The organism is Streptosporangium longisporum, assembly GCF_039534895.1.
Taxonomy (GTDB): Bacteria; Actinomycetota; Actinomycetes; order Streptosporangiales; family Streptosporangiaceae; genus Streptosporangium; species Streptosporangium longisporum.
This window is the reverse complement of sequence record NZ_BAAAWD010000022.1, coordinates 148,791-169,958: the sequence shown is the minus strand read 5'-3', so window position 1 is coordinate 169,958 and position 21,168 is coordinate 148,791. Positions and strand designations below refer to the sequence as shown.

Sequence of the window (21,168 nt, the reverse complement as noted above, 5' to 3'; positions counted from 1 at the left end):
CCTCACCGAAGTCGCTCGGGTCGGCGAGTGCGTGCCTGTCCATCTCGGGCTGCCTAGCCTCCTCTCGCACGACGCGATGGCATCGCGCTGCCGCGGCCCGGGTCGGCTCCTCGAGTCCAGTAGCATGACAGCCCGCATGTCGCGCTCAGGCTGTACGTCTGCCAGGTCGGAGCACGGGATCGCCAGCAGGATGCGGCGCCGCGCGGCGCCGACCCGGCGACAGGCTACGCTATCGAGCGATCAGCCGGTCAGACACTTGGCGAACGCCGAATACCTGTCACGGTCGTCGCGGTGAAGCCCAACGAGCACGCGTCTTTGCGCTGACATGATGCGAGTCGGACCAGGACGCGGGGCACGCTCCAGCGTCCACAGCGGGCCGGTGAACGCCGCGTCGAGCACGGGCAGGCCCGTGGCCACGTCCTCGACCAGCACCGAGCCGCGCAGCGGGGCACGGGAGCCGCGGGCCAGGTGGAAGCGGAGCGCGCCGCCCTGCACGCAGGACGTCGACTCGGCGTAGGCGTGGACGGTCATCGGTCGTCTCCGGCGTGCGGCCCGCGGGCCCGGTGCTCGGTCCCGGTCCTGTGCTCGGGCGCGGTCACGCTCCCGGTCGTGGTTCCGGTCACGGTCGCGGTCGTGGGACGGGCGTCCGGCCGGCCGGTCCCGGATCGCGGAGGGGCGCTCGGCGGGAAGGCGCTCAACCGACCGGCTCCAGTACCTCGCGGAACGCCGCCTCGACCAGCAGGGACTCCAGGTCCAGCAGGTAGCGCTCCATGGCCGGGCGCGGCAGGTGACGGGTGTCGGCGGTGAGCGAGACGCCCAGCCCGCCGGGCTCGCCGGTCACGTGCAGGCAGAACCGGCAGTTGAGCCGTTCCTGGCTGAGCGGCCAGGTGAGGGTCGTCTCCTCCAGTGCCCGCCGCACCGTCGGTTCGTCCGGGGAGGCGTCCACCCGGTCGGCGAAGCGCATGTCGTTGAAGCAGCAGTAGGGGTGGATCGTCGCCCCCCGCTCCCGGCCGACCCGCCCGGCGATCCGGTCCCGGTCGCGGGGGTCGTGGTAGGCGGATCGGTAGGCGCGCAGCGCGGCGGGCCGGGCGGCGCGCAGCAGGTCGGTGAAACCGCCCCCGTGCAGGTCCAGCACGAACAGTCCCTCCTGGGAGAGCGTGGTGACCGCGGTGGCGGTGTCGCCGCGGAACCGGTTGCCCACGATCGGCAGCATCGCGCACACGTCGTGGCCGGTCACGCTCCCGGCCAGCGCGGAGGCGGCGGTCAGCAGCACGGTCGAGGTGCTGGTGCCGTACACGGCCGCGATCCGCTGCACGGCCAGGTCCATCGCCCGGGAGACGAGCCGGGCCCGCCAGATCGGGGGGCCGGGGGGTCCAGGAGGTGTGGCCACCCGACGGTCGAACATCGTCGGCGGGATGCGCCGGTACCCGCTCTCCCAGTGCTCGGCGGCGGCGTCCGCGACCTTCCGGCCCGCCTCCGAGCACTGCCAGCGGGCCAGGTCCAGCGGGGAGGGCGGCGGGGGCCCCGCCAGGGAGCCGCGCAGCAGGAGCAGCCGCAGGTCCCTGACGGCCGCCTCGGCGCCCAGGCCGTCGGCGGCCAGGTGGCAGAAGACGAGCACGATGTGGGCGACCTCGCCGTTCTCGACGACGAGCCCCACCCTGAGCGGCCACTCGCGTTCGTAGTCGAAGGCGGTCTCCGCCAGCACGTCGCGCAGCCGCTCGGGGTCGCCGTCCGAGACCGTGACCGGGACGGCGCCCGCGGTCGCGAGCACCTGCCACGGCTCCGCGCCGCCGGCCCCCGCGCCGCCCGGCCACCCGTGATCCGTCCCGGGCGTCCCGTGCGGGGCCCGGCCCAGCCGGGTCCGCAGCGATCCGTGCCGCTCGACCAGCGCGCCCAGCACCTCGGCGGCCCGCGCCACGGTCAGCGGCCGGGCCCGGCGGGGCACGGCGAGCACGCGGCCGAAGTTGAAGTAGCGGTCGTCCGGCGCCGTCTTCCGGATCGTGTCCCAGATGGCCCGCTGCCCCCAGGTCAGCGGTGCCGTGTCCGGCCGGCTCCCCGAGAACCGGATCTCCATGTCGTCTCCCCGTTCAGGAATGAGGATCAGGGGTGCGCGCCCCGTGCCTCGTTGATGTGGCGTTCCAGGGCGTCCAGGTCGTCGAGCAGGTCGAGCCCGTCACCCGACAGGTCGATCTCCACGCCGAACTCGGTCTCCACCGCGTCGATCAGCCGCATCTGCGCCAGGGACGTGAACCCCAGCGCGGACAGCGGGACCGTGGTGGTCAGCGCCTCCCCGGCCGTGACCGCGCCGTCGGACGCCGAGGCCACCATCGCCGCCAGTCGTTCCCTGACCATCGCCAACCCCTCTCGTTGCGTCCCGTACGGCGTTCGCCGGGACTGCGGTCCGGCCGCCCGGCGGCCGGAAGGCTCGGGTGCCGCTCCTCGTGGCGGCCCACGACGCGGCGCCCCCTATCGGTTCCCGGTCTCCACCAGGTGTTCGGCCTCCTCGTCGGAGAGCCCGGCGAGTTCGGCGACGAGCAGTTCCTCCACCGCGGCCGCGAGCCCGGCCACGGTGCTCCGCGCGAACAGGGTACGGATCGGCACGTCCACCTCGACGGCGGCGCGGATCCTGGCGACGGCTCGGGTGGCCAGCAGCGAGTGCCCGCCGAGGGCGAAGAAGTCGTCGAAGGCGCCGACCCCCTCGATGCCCAGCACCTCGCCGAAGATCTCGGCGACCAGTTCCTCGGCGTCGCCGCGCGGGGCGGTCCTGGTCAGCGGCCCGAGCTCGGGCGCGGGCAGCGCGGCCCGGTCGAGCTTGCCGTTCGCGGTCAGCGGCAGGCCCGGCAGGCTCACCCAGAGCGCGGGGACCATGTGGGCGGGCAGCGTGGCGGCCAGCCGTGCGGCGAGTTCCTCACCGGTGGGTGCGTCCTCGCCGACGACGTAGCCGACCAGCGTCTCCCGGTGGACGGCCACCGCGGCCTGGCCGACGCCGGGACAGGTCAGCAGCCGCGCCTCGATCTCGCCCGGCTCGATCCGGAAACCGCGGACCTTGACCTGGTCGTCGAGGCGGCCGAGGAACTCCAGTCGCCCGTCGGCCCGCCAGCGCGCCCGGTCGCCGGTCCGGTAGATCCGCTCCCCGCCGAGCACGGTGAAGCGCTCGGCGGTCAGGTCCGGCCTGTCGAGGTAGCCGACGGCCACCCCGGCCCCGCCGACGCACAGCTCGCCCGGCGCCCCCGGCGGCACCGCCTCGCCGCCGTCCAGGATCAGGACGGAGGTGTCGCCGATCGGGGTGCCGATCGGCGGGCGTCCGGGGGAGCCGTCCAGCTCGGCGGTGGTCGCGATGATCGTCGTCTCGGTCGGGCCGTAGGTGTTGACCAGCCGGACCCGGTCGCCGAAGCGCTCCCGCCAGCGGGTCACGGCCGCCTCGTGCACCTGCTCGCCGCCGAGGATCACCAGGCGCAGGGACGGCGGCCAGCCGATCTCGTCGATCTCGTCCACCAGCGCGTGCCAGTACGCGGTGGGCAGGTCGAGCACGGTGACCCCGCCGAGATGGTCGGGCAGGCTGACGCCGCCGTCGGGCAGCAGCTCCAGCCGGGCCCCGGAGGCCAGGGTCGGGTAGATCTCCTCGGCGTGGGTGTCGAAGCTCAGCGAGGCGAACTGGACGACCCGGTCGTCCGGGCGCAGGCCGTACGCCTCGCGCATCCAGGCGACGCGGGCGGCCAGGTTGCGGTGCGAGACCACGACGCCCTTGGGGGTTCCGGTGGAGCCCGACGTGTAGATCACGTAGGCGGCGTCGTCCGGCGCGCTCCGGCCGCTCAGAGGGACGGGGCCGCTCACGGGAGCGGAAGCGGGAGCGGCGACGTTCAAGGGAGCGGTGGCGGGGGTGTCGACGTGGGCGAGCCGGGCGGTGCCGGGCAGCCGGTGGGCCAGGGCGGCCGAGGTGAGGACCAGGCGGGCGGCACTGTCGTCCAGCACGAAGGCGAGCCGCTCGGCCGGATGGTCCGGATCGAGCGGCAGGTACGCCGCCCCGGCCCGCCAGGTCGCGAGCAGCGCCGCCACCACGTCGGGCGACCTGTCCAGGCAGACGCCGACCACGTCACCGGGGACGACCCCGCGCTCGCGCAGCAGCGCGGCCAGCTCGCCGGCGCGGGCGTCCAGGCGGGCGTAGTCGAGCGTGACGTCCCCGCACCCGATCGCGACCGCGTCCGGCCGGGCGCGCACGGCCGTCGCGAACAGGTCGGGGACGAGGGGGGGCGACCGGCCCGGCCGGGCCCCGGGACAGGCGCGCGAGCAGGGCGTCGTCGTCCGCGGTGCGCAGCGGCAGCGCCGAGACGCGCTCGCCGGACGCCGCGGGCAGCGCGGTGAGCAGCAGGCGGAACCGGGCCGCCATCGCCTCGACCGTGGCCCGTTCGAAGAGTTCGGCGTCGTAGACGAAGGTGATCAGCAGTTCGTGCGCGTCCTGCCACGCCTCCAGCATGAGTTCGAGCTTGGCCTGCCGCATGCCGTGCTCGAACACGCTCGTGGTCAGGCCGGTGAAGGTGTCGCGGGTCCGGCCGGAGTCCTGGCTGTGCAGGATGAGCATGGTCTGGAACAACGGCGTGCGGGTGAGGTCGCGTTCGATCCTGAGCGCGGCCACCAGCTCCTCGAACGGCACGCCCCGGTGGGAGAAGGCGTCCAGGACCTCGTCCCGGGCCGCGCCGAGCAGGTCGGTGAAGACGGGGTCGGCCGACAGGTCACCGCGCAGCACCAGGGTGTCGCTGAGGTACCCGACGACCGCTTCGAGCCCCATCCGGTCCCGGCCCGCATCGGCCGTGCCGACCAGGATGTCCTTCTGGCCGGTGTGCCGCGCGAGCAGCACCTGGTAGGCGGCGAGCAGCACCATGAACACGGTGGCGCCGTGCTCCCTGCCCAGCCGCGTCAGGGCGGCGGCCTCGGCCGCGTCCAGCCGGACCTCCACCACGTCGCCGCGCCTGGCGGTCCCCGGGGTACGGGGCCGGTCGACCGGCAGCTCCAGCGGGGCCGGGTCGGCCAGGTGCTCGCGCCAGTGGCCGATCAGGCCCTCCAGGTCGCGCCCGCGCTGCCAGAGGGCGACGTCGCCGAACTGCAGGGGGACCGGGGGCAGGGCGGTGTCACCGGAGTACAGGCGCGCGACCTCGTCCAGGATCAGGTTGAGCGACCAGCCGTCGCCCAGGATGTGGTGGAGCACGACGCACAGCACGTGGTCGTCCTCGGCGACCTCGATCAGCGTGACACGCAGGGGCGGCCTGCCGGCGAGCTCCAGGGGCGTGTTGGTCAGCGCCGCGACCAGCTCCAGCGCCCGGGCCTCGGCGGACGGCACGGTCCCGGTGCCGGTGCCGGCGGACACCTCGTCGACGGTCACCGGGCCCGGCGGGTCGACGACTACGACCGGCACGCCGTCCACCTCGGGGAAGCGGGTGCGCAGGCTCTCGTGCCGGGCGACCACGCCGGACAGGGCCCCGGCCAAGGCGTCCCGGTCCAGCGGCCCGCGCAACCGCCTGACCAGGCACATGTTGTACGACGCGTCGTCCGGGTCGAGCCGGTTGAGGAACCAGAGGCGCTCCTGGCCGTGCGAGAGCGGCGGGACCGTCCCCTCGGGGCGGGGACGTGTCCCGGCCGTCGCGCCGGTGCCCGATCCGGTGACCGGCGCCTCGGATCCTTCCCGCGTCCCGTCCGGCGATCCTTCCAGCCACTCCGCGAGCCCCGCGACCGTCGGGTGCGTGAACACCTCCCTGACCGGCACCTCGCGCCCGGACAGCGCCGTCAGCCGCGCGGTGACCATGGTCGCCAGCAGCGAGTGCCCGCCCAGGGAGAAGAAGTCGTCGTACGCGCCGACCCCGTCCGTGCCGAGCACCTCGGCGAAGACCCGGGCGACCGTCCGCTCGGCGGGGGTGCGGGGAGCGGTCGCGTCCCGCTCGGGCGCGTGGTCCACCTCCGGGAGCGCCTTGCGGTCGACCTTCCCGTTGGGGGTCAGCGGCAGCGCCTCCACCTCGGCGAACACGCCGGGAACCATGTAGCCGGGCAGCTGGAGGGCGGCGTGCTCGCGAAGGCCGCCGAGCGCCTCGCCGTCTGCGGACGGACCCGCACCCGGGCGGTCCGGCGCGGCCGGGACGACGAAGGCCACCAGCCGGTCCCCGCGCACCGCGACGACCGACTGCCGCACGCCGGGGTGGGCGTCCAGCACGGCCTCGATCTCGCCCAGCTCGATGCGGTGACCGCGCAGCTTGATCTGGCCGTCGGTACGGCCGAGGAACTCCAGGGCGCCGTCGGCCCGGTGGCGGACGCGGTCTCCCGTCCGGTAGTGCCGCGAGCCGTCCGGGCCGGGGACGAAGCGCTCGGCGGTCAGGGCCGGGCGGCCCAGGTAGCCGGTGGCGACCCCGGCGCCCCCGATGAGCAGTTCCCCGGCCACGCCGATCGGGCACGGCCCGCCGGAGGCGTCCGCGACGTGCACGACGGTGTTGGCGATCGGGTGACCGATGACGATCTCGGCCGGGTCCTCGGGGACCTCCCAGGCCGTCGACCAGATGGTGGTCTCGGTCGGCCCGTAGACGTTGACGAGCCGGTCCAGGCGGGGGCGCAGCTCGCGGGCGAGCCGCGCGGGGAGCGGTTCGCCGCCGGTCAGCCCCGTCACGCGCGGCAGGTCCCCGGTGAGCAGGACCCGCCACCCCGAGGGCGTCGCCTGGACGTGGGTGACGCCCTCGTCCCGTACCAGGCGGGCGAGCCGGGCGCCGTCGCGGGCCGTCTCGGCGTCGGCGACGACCACCCTGCCGCCCGTCACCAGCGGCAGGTACAGCTCCAGGGCGGAGATGTCGAACGAGAGCGACGTCAGCGCCAGCCACACGTCCCCGGGCGAGGACCGCACCAGCGCGCGCATCGCCAGCAGGAAGTTGGTCAGCGCGCGGTGGGGCACCACCACGCCCTTGGGGCGCCCGGTGGAGCCCGAGGTGTAGAGCACGTACGCGGTGTCGCCGGGCAGCGGCCGGTCCGCAGGCCGGGGCGCGGTCGCGGCGCCGGCCGGGGGAAGGTCGTCCAGCCCGGTCAGCACGAGGACCGCGGCGGAGTCCTCGATCACGTACGAGACGCGGGCCTCGGGGTAGTCGGGGTCGACGGGCAGGTAGGCCGCGCCGCTCATCGCCACCCCCAGCAGCGCGACGAGCATGTCGGCGCCGCGTTCCATCCGGACCGCGACCAGCGAGCCGCGCCCGATCCCGGCCGCGCGCAACCTCCCGGCCAGCTCGGCCGCGCGCCCGGCCAGCTCCGCGTACGTCAGCCCGGCGCGCCCGGCCCGTACCGCGACCGCGCCGGGGGTGGCCGCGGTCTGCTCCAGCAGCAGGTCGACCAGCGTCACCTCCGGCAGCTCGGCCGCGGTGTCGTTCCACCGCCGCAGCAGGGCGAGCTCGGCGTCCGGCAGCATCGGCAGGGCGCTCACCGGCGAGCCGGGATCGGCCACGACGGCGGCGAGCAGCTCCTGGAAGCGGGCGACCAGGCGTTCCACGGTCTCGTGGTCGAACAGGTCGGTGCTGTAGATGACCACGCCGGTCAGCAGGCCGGCGGCGTCGGGGTAGATGTCCATCGACAGGTCGAGCCGGGCCCGGGACCAGCCGTTGGGGAAGGGGACGGCCTCCAGGCCGGGCAGCGGGTCGGCCTCGTCGCCGTGGGTGTGCAGGGCGAACAGCGTCTGGAACAGCGGGGTGCGGCTGAGGTCCCGTTCCACGTCGAGGTCGGCCACCAGGCGCTCGAACGGGACCTCCTGCCGCGAGAGCCCGTCCAGCACGACCCGGCGGGTGCGCCTGAGCAGCTCGTCGAAGGCCGGGTCGCCGGACAGGTCGCAGCGCAGGGCCAGCGTGGTCGAGAGGAAACCGATCATGTTCTCCAGCTCGGTACGGCCGCGGCCCGCCGAGGGGATGCCCACGCAGAAGTCGCTCTGCCCGGTGTGCCGGTGGAGCAGCACCTGGTAGGCGGAGAACAGCACCATGAAGGGCGTGCAGCGGGCGCGGCGGGCCAGGGCGCCGATCGCGGCGGCCGTCTCGGGCTCGATGCGGAACTCGACCTCGGCACCGGCCCCGCTCCGCCGGGCGGGACGGGGCCGGTCCGTCGGCAGTTCCAGGACCGGCACCCCGGACAGCCGCTCGGTCCACCAGCGCAGGTCGTCCTCGGAGACGCGCAGGGAACGCGCGTACTCGCCGTACTGCAGCGGCGCCTCGGGCAGCGGGGCGGTACCCCGGCTGCCGTAGTGGGCGGCGACCTCGGACCGGAGCACGTTCAGCGACCAGCCGTCGCCGTTGATGTGGTGCAGGACCACGCAGAGCACGTGCTCGCCGGGGCCGAGCTCGATCAGCGAGACCCGGAACGGCGGTGCCGCGGCCAGGTCGAAGGCCGTGTTGGACAGGGCGGAGACCAGCGTGGCGGCCTCGGCGTCGTCCCGGGCGCGCAGGCGCTCGACGGTGACCGGAGCGGGCGGCTCGACGATCGCCACCGGCCGCCCGTCCACCTCGGCGAAGCGGGTCCGCAGGCTCTCGTGCCGGGCCGACACCGCGGTGAACGCCGCCTCCAGGGCGTTCCTGTCAAGACGACCTTTCAATCTGTAAACATAGGAGGTGTTGTAGCCGGAGTCCTCCGGATCGAGCCGGTGCAGGAACCAGAGCCGCCGCTGACCGTGCGACAGGGGGTATTCGGTCCCCGGCTGGCCGGTCGGAACGGTCTCTGATGGGAACACTCTGGGGCTCCTCTACCGGCCGCGGGTCCATGACGCACGCGATCGCACGGGGAATGAGATAGAAAGGCCCGCTCCGTGCATATATGCCCAGTTGGGCGGGCGCAGCGAAAGGCCTCTTTCTGGAAAGAAACCTTTCAGTTAGTTCTGGGTCGTCAGTGTTACACCTCCCTGTCGGGGGCGCAAGGCCCTCTTTCAGGACGATTTCGTCACGCTGTCGAACCTCGCCGGAGGGCTTGCGCGGCTGTTGCGATCATGTAAGACTGACGCTCGCTTTTGAATAGTAAAGATTCTTTCCTGTAGCGCCTTCGGCGCCCTCGCGCTTCGAGCGCATATACATCCGATCTTTAGTGGGAGGTTCACCCGGTGAACCTGACCGTCTCCCAGCTGCTCCACGACCGGGCCCTCGCCGACCCCGACGGGGCCGCGATGATCGTGCACGGCTCGGATCCGCTCACCTACGGCCGATGGCACGAGCGCTCCACCGAACTCGCGAACCGCCTGGTCGGACGCGGTGTGGGCCGGGGCGACCGGGTGGGGCTGGTCTTCGGCGCCGCCGACTGGACCGACTACGCGGTGGCGTTCTGCGGGGTCCTGGCGGCCGGCGCCGTGGCCGTACCGCTCTCCGACCGCCTCGCCCCCGGTGACCTGCGCTTCATGCTGGACAACTGCGGCGCGGCCGGGGTCGTGCACGGCGCCGGGCTCACCGTGCCCGGCGTCGGCTGGAGCGCCACGATCGAGGACCTGCGGGCCGAAACGTCCTATGAGAAGGCCGCTCCCGAACCTCCGGCACCCGGCGACCCGGCCCAGATCCTCTACACCTCCGGCACCACCGGCCGTCCCAAGGGGGTCACGGCCACCCATGCCAATCTGGCCTACGGCTGCGGGGGCAGGCGCCGTCCGTTCGCGCACTCCCGGCACCTGGCGCACGCCTTCCCGATCGGCACCAACGCCGGGCAGACCATGCTGGTCAACGCGCTGGACGCGCATCCGGCCGTGGTGACGCTGCCGCGCTTCACCCCGGGGCGCTTCGCCGCGCTGATCGAGTCCTACCGCGCCGGGACGGTCTTCCTGGTCCCCGCGATGGCCATCGAACTGATCAACGCGGGGGTGGGGGAGCGGCACGACCTGTCCAGCGTGCTGCTGCTCGGCTCGGCCGCCGCGCCGCTGCCCTCGGCCGTCGCGACGGCCCTCACCGCCACCTTCCCCAACGCGACGATCACCAACTACTACACCTCGACCGAGGCCGCACCGGCCCAGACGGTCATGATGTTCGACCCCGACCGTCCCGGGAGCGTCGGCCGCGCCATCGCCGGGGGACGGGTCAGGATCGCCACCCCCGAGGGCGAGCCGCTGCCCGCGGGGGAGGTCGGGGAGGTCTGGATGCGCTCCCCGGCCGCACCGCGCGCCTACTACGGCGACCCCGGGAGCACGACCTTCCGCGACGGCTGGGTGCGGATGGGCGATCTGGGCCGGATCGACGACGAGGGGTACCTGTACCTCGTCGACAGGGAGAGCGACGTGGTGAAGTCGGGGGCCTTCAAGGTCTCCACGATCCACGTCGAGGAGGCCGTCCACGCGCATCCGGCCGTGATCGAGGCCGCCGCGTTCGGGGTGCCGCACCCGGTGCTCGGAACCGTCGTCGCCGTCGCCCTCGCCGTCAGGGAGCCGCTCGCCCCCGAGGAACTGCGGATCTTCCTCAAGGACCGCCTGGCCCCGCACGAAGTGCCCGCGCACGTCCTGACGGTCGACGCGCTGCCGCGCAACGACGGCGGCAAGGTCGACAAGAGGGCCCTGCGCGGGAGGGTGGAGAGCACATGAGGCCCGCTTCCGTACCCGGGAGCGCCGCCGGGACCGTGCCCGGGAGCGCGTCCGCGCCGATGTCCGTGCCCGATCCCGTGTCCCGTCCCGTGTCCGGGTCCGCTCCCGAACCCGTGTCCGGGGGCATGCCCGAGGTCACGTTCACCCAGCAGGGCATGTGGGTGACCGAGCAGGCGGGCGGCGGGGGCGCCGCGTACCACATGCCGTTGCTCGTCCACCTCGACGGCGACCTGGACACCGGGGCGCTGCTGGCCGCCTGCACGGCGGTGGCGGACCGGCACCCGATGCTGGGCGACGTGGTGGCCGAGGTGGACGGCGAGCTGCGGCTCGTACCCGGCGCCGAGGTTCCGGTACGCCACGTGCGGGACGCGGGTCCCGCCCGGGGGAACGCGGACCCGGCCGGAGCGGAGGGCGAGCGTCCCACCGGGGAGAGGGACGCGGGTGCCACCCTCGGGGAGGAGACGTGGGAGCGGGCCGTGCGCGAGGAGATCCTGCGCCCGTTCGACCTGGACACCGGGCCGCTGGCCAGGTTCACCCTGTTCCGCACCGGCCCCCGCCGGCACCTGCTCGTCTTCGTCGCCCACCACCTGGTCTTCGACGGCGGCTCCAAGGACGTCCTGGTCCGCGACCTGGCGGCCTTCTACAACGGGGAGACGCCGCTCCCGCTGCCCAGGGCCGACCACGGCCGCGCCGAACGCGACCGGGTGGCCGCCCTGCTGCCGGACGCGCGGGAGTTCTGGAAGCCCCGCTGGCGCGATCCGGGCGAGACCGTCGTGCTGGGCCGGCCGCTGAGGTCCCGGCGGGCGGGCGAGGGCCGGGTCCTGAGGTTCACCCTCGGCGCGCCGGTCACCGCGGTCCCCGGCCTGACCGGGTTCGAGGTGCTGCTCGCCGCGCTGCACACCCTGCTCCTCGGCTACGGCAACGCGGCGGTGACCACCGCCGTGGACCTGTCCACCCGTCCCGTCGAGGCCGCGGACCACGTGGGACCGTTCGTCAACGAGCTCCCGGTCGCCTCCGCCCCCTCACCCCGGCAGACCTTCCGCGCGTTCGCCACCGCGCTCCGCGGCGAGCTGCGGGAGATCTACCGGTTCCGTCAGGTGCCGTTCTCCCGGGCGATGCCCCGGGTACGGCCGCACGCCGCGCTGGTGCCCGTCTCGGTCAGCTACCGGACCCGCCGCGAGGCCGGCCCGGTCTTCACCGGCCTGGACGCCACGGTGGAGTGGACCGCCTTCAACCACGCGGTCCGCGGCGCGCTGCACCTGCAGTGCGTGGCCGCGCCCGGCGGGCTGGAGATCAGCATGCGGTACGACCCCGAGACGGTTCCCGACGCCGCCCGGGTGGCCGGCGACCTGCGGCTCGTCCTGGAACGCGCCACCCGCCACCCCGACCTGTCACTGCACGACATCCTGGAGAACGAGATGGGTTCCGTCACCACGCTGACCGACCAGATACGCGAGATCTGGGAGGAGGTCCTGGGCATCTCGCCGATCGACGACCACGACGACATCTTCGACCTGGGCGGTCACTCGCTGACCATCACGCAGATCATCGCCCGCATGCGCAAGCGCCTGGACATCGAGGTCTCCCTGGACGCCTTCTTCGACACCCCGACGATCGCCGGGATCGTGGACTCCCTCGGCGATGACTGAGACCACCGCGGCCACCGACGCCACCGCCGTCCCCTCGACCGCCACCGGCACGGCGACCGGCGCGACCGGCGCGAGCACGGGCCCCGCCGGGCCCCGCCTCTCCCGCCTGGCCGACGAGGACCTGCGCCTGCTGCTGACGATCCGGCACTTCGAGCTGAAGCTCCTGGAGCTGTACGCCAGGGGCGACCTCAACGGCACCACGCACACCTGCCTCGGCCAGGAGTACGTCCCGGTCGCGCTGCGGCCCCTGCTCGGCGCGGCCGACCACGTCTTCAGCAACCACCGGGGGCACGGCCACTACCTGGCCCGCTTCCGCGACCCGCACGGCCTGCTCGCCGAGATCATGGGCAGGCAGGGCGCGATCTGCGGCGGCGTGGGCGGCAGCCAGCACATCCGGCGCGACCGCTACCTGTCCACCGGCGTGCAGGGCGAGAGCATGCCGGTCGCCGCGGGGGTGGCGCTGCACCTCAAGCGCGCCGAGCCCGGCGCCCTGGCCTGCGTGCACATCGGCGACGGCACCTGGGGCGAGGGTGCGGTCTACGAGGCGCTGAACCTCGCCGCGCTCTGGCGGCTCCCGCTGCTGGTCGTGGTGGAGAACAACGGGGTGGCCCAGTCCACCCCGACCGCGTCGCAGATGGCGGGTACGGTGGCCGGGCGCGCGGCCGCGTTCGGCGTCCCGCACCGCCTGGTCGTCTCCGCCGACGTCAACGAGATCCGCATGGCGCTGGAGGCCGACGTCGCGCGGGTGCGCGAGGGCGTCCCGCTGGTGGTCGAGTTCGTCACCCATCGCCTCGGGCCGCACAGCAAGGGCGACGACGTCCGCCCGGCCGAGATCGTACGGGCAGCCAGGGAGAGCGACTGGTACGGCCGCTACGCCCACGACCACCCCGAGCACTTCCACCGGTTCGACGAGACGGTCAGGGCCGAGATCCAGGCCGTCGCCGACGAGGTCGCGGCCCGGCCGCCGTCCCGCGGGGAGGGACCGTGCGCGTAGCCGAGAACCTCAACGCGGCCCTGCACGACCTGCTGGAGGACGACCCCACGGCCTACCTGCTCGGCGAGGACGTCCTGGACCCGTACGGCGGCGCCTTCAAGATCACCAAGGGATTGTCCACCCGGTTCCCCGGGCGCGTGATCGGCACCCCGATCAGCGAAGGCGCGCTGACCGGCGTCGCGGCGGGCCTGGCGCTGACCGGCAACACGGCCGTGGCCGAGATCATGTTCGGCGACTTCGTGACGCTCGCCTTCGACCAGCTGTGCAACTTCGCCAGCAAGTCCGTGTCGATGTACGGCGAGCGGGTGCCGCTGCGGATGGTGGTGCGCTGCCCGACCGGGGGAGGCCGTGGCTACGGCCCCACGCACAGCCAGAGCCTGCAGAAGCACTTCATCGGCATGCCCGGCCTCTCGCTGTACGAGATGTCCCCCTTCCACGACAACCGCGCGGTGTTCGCGGCGATGCTGGAGGCGGGCGAGCCCTGCGTGTTCTTCGAGGACAAGGTCCTCTACACCCGGCAGATGGGACGGGTCGACCCGCTGTTCGCGGTGCGCCGTGACGGCGACCTGGCCGTGGTGGACGTCCGGGACGCCGGTGAGCGTCCCGACTGCGTGGTCATCGCCCCCGGCGGGATGGCCCACCGGGCGCTGGGCGCGATGCGCTCCCTGATGATGGAGCAGGAGATCGTCATCCGGCTGCTGGTGCCCTCCCGGCTCTACCCGCTGGACGCGGACGCGCTGCTGCCCCACCTGACCGACGTCGTGGTGGTCGCCGAGGAGAGCACCCCCGGGGGCACCTGGGGCAGCGAGGTCGCCCACCTGCTGCACGCCCGCCTGTGGGGACGCCTGCGCGGGCCCGTCCGCCTGGTCCACTCGCGCGACGCGGTGATCCCCACCGCGGCGCACCTGGAGGACGAGGTCCTGGCCGGGGAGTCCACGATCCACCACGCCGTACGGGAGGCCCTGCGTGGCTGACATCCGCGTCCCCAAGCTCAACGACAACGACACCGAGTACCTGGTCGTCGCCTGGCTGGTGGGGGACGGCAAGCCCGTCGCGGCCGGGGAGGCGATCGCCGTGCTGGAGACCTCCAAGGCCGCCGACGAGCTGGAGGCGCCCGAGGCGGGGTACCTGCACCACGCCGCCGCCCTCGACACCTGGGTCGCCCCGGGATCGCTCCTGGCCCGCGTCACCGCCGAGGCGGCCCCGCCGCCCGCCCCGGCGCCCGGCGCTTCTGGCGCGGTGCCCACGGCTTCCGGTACGTCCGGCGCGGTGTCAGGTACGGCGTCCGTCGCTTCCGGTCCGGCGGTGCCCGGGGACTTCTGGGAGGACGGGGGAGACGGCGGATCCGGCGAGTCCCGGGACGCGGCCGGGCACCGGGAGACTCCGGCCGTCGAGCCGGTCGTCACCGACCCCGCCCGCGCCGCCATGGACGACCTCGGGGTCTCCGAGGCCGAGGTCGCCTCGCTGGGCCTGGCCGTCGTCCGCCGGACCGACGTGGAGGCCCTGGCCGCCCGCCGCGCCGACGCGCAGGCGCCGTCGGCCCACCGTGACGACGCGCAGGCGCCGGCCGGACCCCGTACCGGATCCGCGTCGTCCGAGACGGCCGCGACCTCGGCGACCTCGGCGACCTCGGCGACCTCCGCGACCTCCGCGACCTCCGCGGCCCCGGAGGGCGGGGCCGGGCCGCAGGCGGACACGCACCGCCTGTCGCGGGTGCAGCGCGCCGTCGCGCGCGCCGTCACCGTCTCGCACGACACGATCCCCGCCGCCTACACCGCGGTGAAGTTCGACGTGGGCCCGCTGCTGGAGCGCGCCAAGGGGCTGACCCGGGAGGTCCGCAGGCCGGTCGGCCTGGCCGAGCTGTTCGTCCAGGCCGTGGCCGCCCTGCACCCGGCGTTCCCGCTCTTCTTCTCCTCGCTCGACGGGGACCGGGTGCGCCCCGCCGACGCCCCGCGCGTCGGCGTGACGTTCGACATGGGCGAGGGCCTGTACGTGCCGGTCGTCCACGACACGAGCTCGCTCAAGGCGATCGCCGACACGCTCATGCGCCACCGGCTCGCCGCCGTCGAGGGCGACTTCCGGGAGAGGGACCTCACCGGCGCCACCATCGCCGTCACCCTGCACACCGAGGCCGACGTCGTCCTGGCGATCCCCTTCATCTTCCCCGGTACGGTCTGCGCGCTCGCGATCACCTCGCCGCAGCGCGAACCGGCCTTCACCGAGGACGGCACGGTGACGTCGAGGACCGTCGCCTGCATCGGCCTCGCCTACGACCACCGACTGATCAACGGCCGGGACGCCGCGCTCTTCCTCGCGGCCCTCCGGATGGAGCTGAACGCATGACCGAGACCACGCTGTCGGACGCGAAGAAGGCGCTGCTCGCCCAGCGGCTCCGGCGCAGGGGGGAGGCGCGGGCCGTCGTCGCCCGCGCGCCCGGAACCGTCCCGCCCCTGTCGCACGCCCAGGAACGCCTGTGGTTCCTGGAGCAGTACCGGCCGGGCACCACCGTCTACACCGTGCCCGTCGCGGTGCGGCTGCGCGGGACCCTGGACGCGGACGCGCTGCGCCGCGCGCTGGACGAGGTCGTCGCACGCCACGAGGCCCTGCGGATGCGTTTCCTCACCACCGAGGACGGCACCCCCGAGCTGGTCGTGGACGATCCCCGCCCCGCCGAGCTGCGCGTCGTCGAGGCGGCCGGTGTCGACGAGGCGATCGAGCTGTTCGACGCCGACCTGGCCGTCCCCTTCGACCTGGAGCACGGCCCGCTCCTGCGCGCCGTGCTGGCGCGGATCGCGCCCGAGGACCACGTCCTGCTTCTGGCCGCCCACCACACCGTCATCGACGGCTGGTCCAGCGACCTGATCATCCGCGAGCTGCTCGCCCTGCACGACGGCGACCTTCTGCCGCCCGTGCCGGTCGGCTACGGCGACTACGCCCTGTGGCAGCGGGGCCGCGACCACACCCGCGAGATCGCCCACTGGCGCGACCGGCTGGCCGGGCTGCCCGCCCTGGAGCTGCCCGCCGACCGGCCGCGACCGGCCGAGCAGCGCCACGAGGGCGCCGCGCTCGACGTCCGGATCGACGCCGACCTCACCCGGCGGCTGACCGAGCTGGGTGCCGCGGCCGGGGCCACGCCGTACATGACGCTGCTGGCCGCCTTCCAGGTCCTGCTGTACCGCTACTCCGGGCAGACGGACTTCGCGGTCGGCTCCCCGGTCGCCGGGCGCGGGCTGCCCGAGCTGGACGGGGTCGCCGGCATGTTCGTCAACACCCTCGTCCTGCGCGCCGACCTGGCCGACGACCCGCCGTTCACCACCTTCCTGGACCGCACCCGCGAGGCCGCGCTGGACGCCTTCGCGCACCAGGAGCTCCCGTTCGACCGGCTGGTCACCGAGCTGAACGTGACCCGCGACGTGAGCAGGTCCCCGCTGGCGCAGGTCACGTTCGCGCTGCAGAACTTCAAGGCGGGCCAGGAGGACGGGCGCGTCTCCTACCTGACGCTCCCGGCCAGGACCACCCGGTTCGACCTGGGCCTGTACCTGTTCGAGAGCCCGGACGGGCTGATCGGCCACCTCTCCTACGGCACCGCCCTGTTCGACGCCGGGACCGTGGAACTGATGGCCGCGCGCTTCGAGACGCTGCTGCGCTCGATCGTGGCCGACCCGCGGGCACGGGTGGGGGAGCTGTCGCTGCTCTCCGCCGAGGAGCGCGAGCTGGTCCTGGGTTTCGCGAAGGGACCGGCCGTGAGGCCGTCCGGCCACGGGCTGCTGCACGACCTGGTCACCGCGCAGGCCGCGCTGACCCCCGGCGCGACGGCCGTGGTCCACGAGGTCTCGCCCTCCGCGGGCACCGCGTCCGCCGGCGCGTCCTCCCCGGCCGGTGGCTCGCTGACCTACGCCGAGCTGGACGAGCGCTCCACCCGGATCGCCGCCCTGCTGAGGAACCACCACGGCGTGGGCCCGGACACCAGGGTCGGCGTCTTCCTGGAGCAGTCCACCGACCTGGCGGCTGCCGTCATCGGCGTGCTGAAGGCCGGTGGCGCCTACGTGCCCCTCGACCCCAAGCAGCCGCGCGACCGGCTGGCGTACATGCTCGCCGACGCCGGGGCCGTCGCCGTCCTGACCACCTCGGCCCTGCGCGACGTCGTGTCCGACGTGCCCGGGGTGCGTGCCGTCCTGCTGGACGCCGAACCGCTGGAGGAGACCGGGTTCGCGCCGCCCGCCCTCTCCCCGGACCACCTCGCGTACGTGATCTACACCTCGGGGACCACCGGGCGGCCGAAGGGCGTCGGCGTGCAGCACCGGCAGGTGCTCACCTACCTCGCCGGGGTCGGGGAGCGCTTCGCGGTCGAGCCCGGCGCGGTGTACACGCTGCTGCAGTCGCTCTCGTTCGACTTCGGGGTGACGATCTTCTACCTGTCGCTCATGACCGGCGGCGAGCTGCACCTGGCCGATCCGCAGGCCCCCGTCGAGGAGCTCGCCGGGCTGCTGAACCGCACCGACTACCTGAAGATGACCCCCTCCCACCTGGCCTCGCTGCTGGCCGGGGTGGACGAGCCGGCCGAGGTGCTCCCGCGCAGGCTGCTCATCCTCGGCGGCGAGGCCTCCCGGTGGAGCTGGGCCCGCGAGCTGGCCGCGTACACCCCGGTGGTCAACCACTACGGCCCCACCGAGGCCACGGTCGGCATCTCCACCCACGTCGTCACCGGCGAGGACGAGCGGTCGTCGAACCTGCCGATCGGCAGGCCGCTGCCGGGAGCCGCGGTCTACGTGCTCGACGAGCACCGGCGGCCGGTCCCGCCCGGCATGACCGGGGAGATCTACCTCGGCGGCGACCGGCTCGCCCGCGGCTACCTCGGACGGCCCGGCCTGACGGCCGAGCGGTTCCTGCCCGACCCCTACGGCGAGCCCGGCGCCCGCATGTACCGGACGGGTGACCTCGGCCGCTGGCTGCCCTCGGGTGACCTGTGCTTCCTCGGCCGCCGCGACCTCCAGGTGAAGGTCAGGGGCTACCGGGTGGAGCTGCCGGAGATCGAGTCGGTGCTCGCCGGGCAGCCGGAGATCGCCCAGGCCGTCGTCGAGCTGCGCGCCGACCGGCTGGTCGCCTACGTCGTCGCCGAGCACGCCGGGGAGCAGGTCGCCGTGGGCGAGCTGCGGGCCCGGCTCGGCGAGCACCTGCCCGAGTACATGATCCCGGGACGGTTCGTCTGGCTGGACGAGCTGCCCCTGAAGTCGCACGGCAAGGTCGACCGGGCGAGCCTGCCCGAACCCGACGAGGCGCGTCCCGACCAGGAGGCCGGCTTCGTCCCGCCGGAGACGCCCCTGGAGGAGGCCGTCGCCGAGGTGTGGGCGACGGTCCTCGGGCTGGCCCAGGTCGGCGTGCTGGACGACTTCTTCGATCTGGGCGGGCACTCGCTGCTCGCCGCGCAGGTGGTCGCCCGCCTGCGGAAGGTCATCCCCGACGGCGGGCGCCAGGTCACCATCCTGGACCTGTTCAAGCACCGCACCGTCCGCGCGCTCGCGCGGCTCGTCGAGGCGGGCGACGACGGCCCGCGCATGCTCCTGCACCGGCTCACCCCGGCCCGCGCCGCCACCTCGACCCTGGTCTGCGTCCCGTACGGGGGAGGCAGCGCGGCCATCTACCAGCCGCTGGCCGACACGCTGCCGAAGAACTGGGCGCTGCACGCGGTCGCCGTCCCCGGCCAGGAGATGGGCCTGATCGAGGAGACCCGGCCCGTGGCGGAGGTCGCGCAGGGATGCGTCGAGGAGATCCTCAAGGACGTCCGGGGACCGCTGACCCTGTACGGGCACTGCGGGCTCGGCGTCATGCTGACCGTGGAGATCGCCCGGCGCCTGGAGGCCGCGGGACGACCGGTCGAGGCCATCTACCTGGGCGGCATCTTCCCGTTCGCGCGACCCTCGTCGGTGCTGGCCAGATTGTCGAACCTGACCGACCGCCTCCGCAGCGACCAGGTCTGGGCCAACGCCCTGCAGGCCGCCGGTCTCGACGTGGAGGACCTGGAACGCGACCAGCTCAAGCTGATGATCGACAACCGCCGCAAGGGGACGAAGGAGGCCGAGCGCTACTTCACCCGCCTCTTCGAGGAGGGGGTCGAGCCGCTGCGGGCGCCGATCATCTCCGTGGCGGGCGACCGCGACCCGGCCACCGAGTTCTACCAGGAGCGCTACCGCGAGTGGCACCTGCTGACCGACGCGACGGCCGTGGTCGTCCTCGACGAGGCCGGACACTTTTTCCTGAAATATCGGGCGGAGGAGCTGGCCGACATCGTCACCGGCACCCACCGGGCCATCGCCTCCGGCGACACGGCGAAGCTGGCCCGTACCGACCGGTCCACCTGGTGGCTCGGCGGCGTCTCCACCCAGGACGCCGTCGCGGAGATCTCCCCGGTGACGATGGCGCCCGCGGCCATCGGCGCGGGACCGCTCGTGCCCGCGGCCGTTCCCCCCGGTACGGGACCGGCCGCGGGCGCCTCCACCGGCACGGGCGGGGCGCCACCGGGGACGGGACACCCGGTCACGACGGGCCCCCCGGCGCGGTCCGGCCCGCCGCCCAGCATGAAGCGGTTCGCCGCCGTGGCGGCCGGGCAGCTCGTCTCGATCATCGGGTCGTCGCTGACCGAGTTTGCCATCCCGCTGTGGATCTACATCACCACCGACTCGCTGGCCAGGTTCGCCCTGTTCTCCGTGCTCGCGCTGGTCCCCGGCATGCTGGTGTCCCCCCTGGCCGGAGCCCTCGTCGACCGCTACGACCGGCGCAGGGTCATGCTCGCCGGAGACGTCGGCGCGTTCGGCACCCAGCTGGTGCTGGGCGTCCTGCTGTGGACCGGCAACCTGCAGATCTGGCACGTCTACCCGCTCCTGGTCGTGCTGTCGATCGCGCTGACCTTCCAGCGACTCGCCTACAACTCCGCCATCCCGCAGCTGGTCCCCAAGCGCTTCCTCGGCCACGCCAACGGCGTGGTCCAGATGGTCACCGGCACCGCCCAGCTGGTCGTCCCGCTGGTCGCGGTCGGCCTGATGTCGGTGATCGGCCTGGAGGGCATCCTCGTCCTGGACGTCGTCTCGTACGCCTTCGCCATCGGGGTGCTGCTGTTCGTCCGCTTCCCGCAGACCATGGCGTGGAGGCGCAGGGAGTCGCTGGTCGCCGAGATGATCGAGGGCTGGAAATTCTCCTGGGGCAACCGCGGATTCCGCGGCATGCTCTTCTTCTTCGCGGTGCTGAACATCTTCCTGTCCCCGCTGTTCCTGCTCATCTCGCCGCTGGTCCTGGGGTTCGCCACGCTGGAGGACGTCGGCCGGATCTCCTTCTTCGGCGGCCTGGGGGTCTTCCTCGGCGGCCTGACCATGACCGTCTGGGGAGGACCGCGCCGGCGCAGACTGCGCGGCGTCATGCTCTCCACCCTCGCCCTGAGCGTGTTCTGCCTGGTCACCGGCCTGCAGCAGAACCTGATCCTGATCGCGGCCGGTGCCTTCGGGATGTCGTTCTGGCTGACCATGCTCAACGGCGTCTACGCCACGATCATCCAGGTCAAGGTGCCGCAGCGCTTCCACGGCCGGGTCATCGCGCTCAACACGCTCATCGCCTGGTCCACCCTGCCCATCGGCTTCGGACTGGTCGCGCCGTACGGCAGCGCCCTGTTCGAGCCGCTGCTGGTCCCCGGCGGGCCGCTGTCCGACACGGTCGGCCTCGTGCTGGGCACCGGCGAGGGCCGGGGCGTCGGTCTGATGTACGTGCTGTTCGCGGTCGCCATCGCGATCACCGCGCTGGTCGCGATGCGGACCCGGACGCTGTCCCGGTTCGACGTGGACGTCCCCGACGCGCTCCCGGACGACCTGGTCGGCTTCCAGGCCATCCAGAGGCGCCAGGAGCGGGAGCGCGACAGCGAGGTGGTCACCGTCGGGAGCTGAGGCGGTGGTCCTGAGGGCGGCGGCTGTCGTGAGGCAGCTGTCGTGAGG

Annotated in this window: 11 protein-coding genes; 6 read left to right on the top strand and 5 right to left on the bottom strand. The window is 73.8% G+C overall.

What is annotated here, in order from left to right:
- Positions 1 to 240: 240 nt before the first annotated feature.
- From ABD832_RS36110 to ABD832_RS36090, 5 genes are all read right to left on the bottom strand, one after another.
- Complete coding sequence (locus ABD832_RS36110) at positions 241 to 531, bottom strand: hypothetical protein (protein ID WP_344905117.1); 291 nt, start codon at positions 529 to 531, stop codon at positions 241 to 243.
- Between the two features lie 163 nt (positions 532 to 694).
- Positions 695 to 2,074 carry a hypothetical protein gene (locus tag ABD832_RS36105; protein ID WP_344905114.1) on the bottom strand — a complete coding sequence of 460 codons (1,380 nt, stop codon included), beginning with the start codon at positions 2,072 to 2,074 and terminating at the stop codon, positions 695 to 697.
- A gap of 26 nt (positions 2,075 to 2,100) precedes the next feature.
- Entirely contained in the window at positions 2,101 to 2,352 is a 252-nt protein-coding gene (locus tag ABD832_RS36100; RefSeq protein ID WP_344905111.1) for an acyl carrier protein, read from the bottom strand.
- A 114-nt stretch (positions 2,353 to 2,466) separates the two neighbouring features.
- Complete coding sequence (locus tag ABD832_RS36095; protein WP_344905438.1) at positions 2,467 to 4,191, bottom strand: non-ribosomal peptide synthetase; 1,725 nt, start codon at positions 4,189 to 4,191, stop codon at positions 2,467 to 2,469.
- Entirely contained in the window at positions 4,094 to 8,731 is a 4,638-nt protein-coding gene (locus tag ABD832_RS36090) for an amino acid adenylation domain-containing protein (protein WP_344905108.1), read from the bottom strand. The genes ABD832_RS36095 and ABD832_RS36090 overlap by 98 nt, the downstream gene beginning before the upstream one ends.
- Before the next feature lie 363 nt (positions 8,732 to 9,094).
- On the opposite strand from ABD832_RS36090, the gene ABD832_RS36085 reads away from it, so the two are divergent.
- The 6 genes from ABD832_RS36085 (at position 9,095) to ABD832_RS36060 (ending at position 21,120) form a co-directional block, all read left to right on the top strand.
- Positions 9,095 to 10,549, top strand: a complete 1,455-nt coding sequence (locus ABD832_RS36085; RefSeq protein WP_344905105.1) for a class I adenylate-forming enzyme family protein — start codon at positions 9,095 to 9,097, stop codon at positions 10,547 to 10,549.
- 125 nt (positions 10,550 to 10,674) lie between these two features.
- Positions 10,675 to 12,198, top strand: coding sequence for a condensation domain-containing protein (locus ABD832_RS36080; RefSeq protein WP_344905102.1), 1,524 nt, complete (start codon positions 10,675 to 10,677; stop codon positions 12,196 to 12,198).
- Positions 12,191 to 13,192, top strand: a complete 1,002-nt coding sequence (locus tag ABD832_RS36075) for a thiamine pyrophosphate-dependent dehydrogenase E1 component subunit alpha (RefSeq protein ID WP_344905099.1) — start codon at positions 12,191 to 12,193, stop codon at positions 13,190 to 13,192. Before ABD832_RS36080 ends, ABD832_RS36075 begins: the two co-directional genes overlap by 8 nt.
- Positions 13,183 to 14,166 (top strand): alpha-ketoacid dehydrogenase subunit beta, encoded by a 984-nt coding sequence (locus ABD832_RS36070; protein ID WP_344905096.1) that lies wholly within the window; start codon positions 13,183 to 13,185, stop codon positions 14,164 to 14,166. The genes ABD832_RS36075 and ABD832_RS36070 overlap by 10 nt, the downstream gene beginning before the upstream one ends.
- Positions 14,159 to 15,535 carry a 2-oxo acid dehydrogenase subunit E2 gene (locus tag ABD832_RS36065; protein WP_344905094.1) on the top strand — a complete coding sequence of 459 codons (1,377 nt, stop codon included), beginning with the start codon at positions 14,159 to 14,161 and terminating at the stop codon, positions 15,533 to 15,535. The genes ABD832_RS36070 and ABD832_RS36065 overlap by 8 nt, the downstream gene beginning before the upstream one ends.
- Positions 15,532 to 21,120, top strand: a complete 5,589-nt coding sequence (locus ABD832_RS36060; protein ID WP_344905090.1) for a non-ribosomal peptide synthetase/MFS transporter — start codon at positions 15,532 to 15,534, stop codon at positions 21,118 to 21,120. Before ABD832_RS36065 ends, ABD832_RS36060 begins: the two co-directional genes overlap by 4 nt.
- Positions 21,121 to 21,168 lie beyond the last annotated feature (48 nt).

Coding starts and splice junctions, on each gene's coding strand:
- ABD832_RS36110 (WP_344905117.1), bottom strand. CDS start 531: ATGACCGTCCACGCCTACGCCGAGTCGACGTCCTGCGTGCAGGGCGGC.
- ABD832_RS36105 (WP_344905114.1), bottom strand. CDS start 2,074: ATGGAGATCCGGTTCTCGGGGAGCCGGCCGGACACGGCACCGCTGACC.
- ABD832_RS36100 (WP_344905111.1), bottom strand. CDS start 2,352: ATGGTCAGGGAACGACTGGCGGCGATGGTGGCCTCGGCGTCCGACGGC.
- ABD832_RS36080 (WP_344905102.1), top strand. CDS start 10,675: ATGCCCGAGGTCACGTTCACCCAGCAGGGCATGTGGGTGACCGAGCAG.
- ABD832_RS36075 (WP_344905099.1), top strand. CDS start 12,191: ATGACTGAGACCACCGCGGCCACCGACGCCACCGCCGTCCCCTCGACC.
- ABD832_RS36060 (WP_344905090.1), top strand. CDS start 15,532: ATGACCGAGACCACGCTGTCGGACGCGAAGAAGGCGCTGCTCGCCCAG.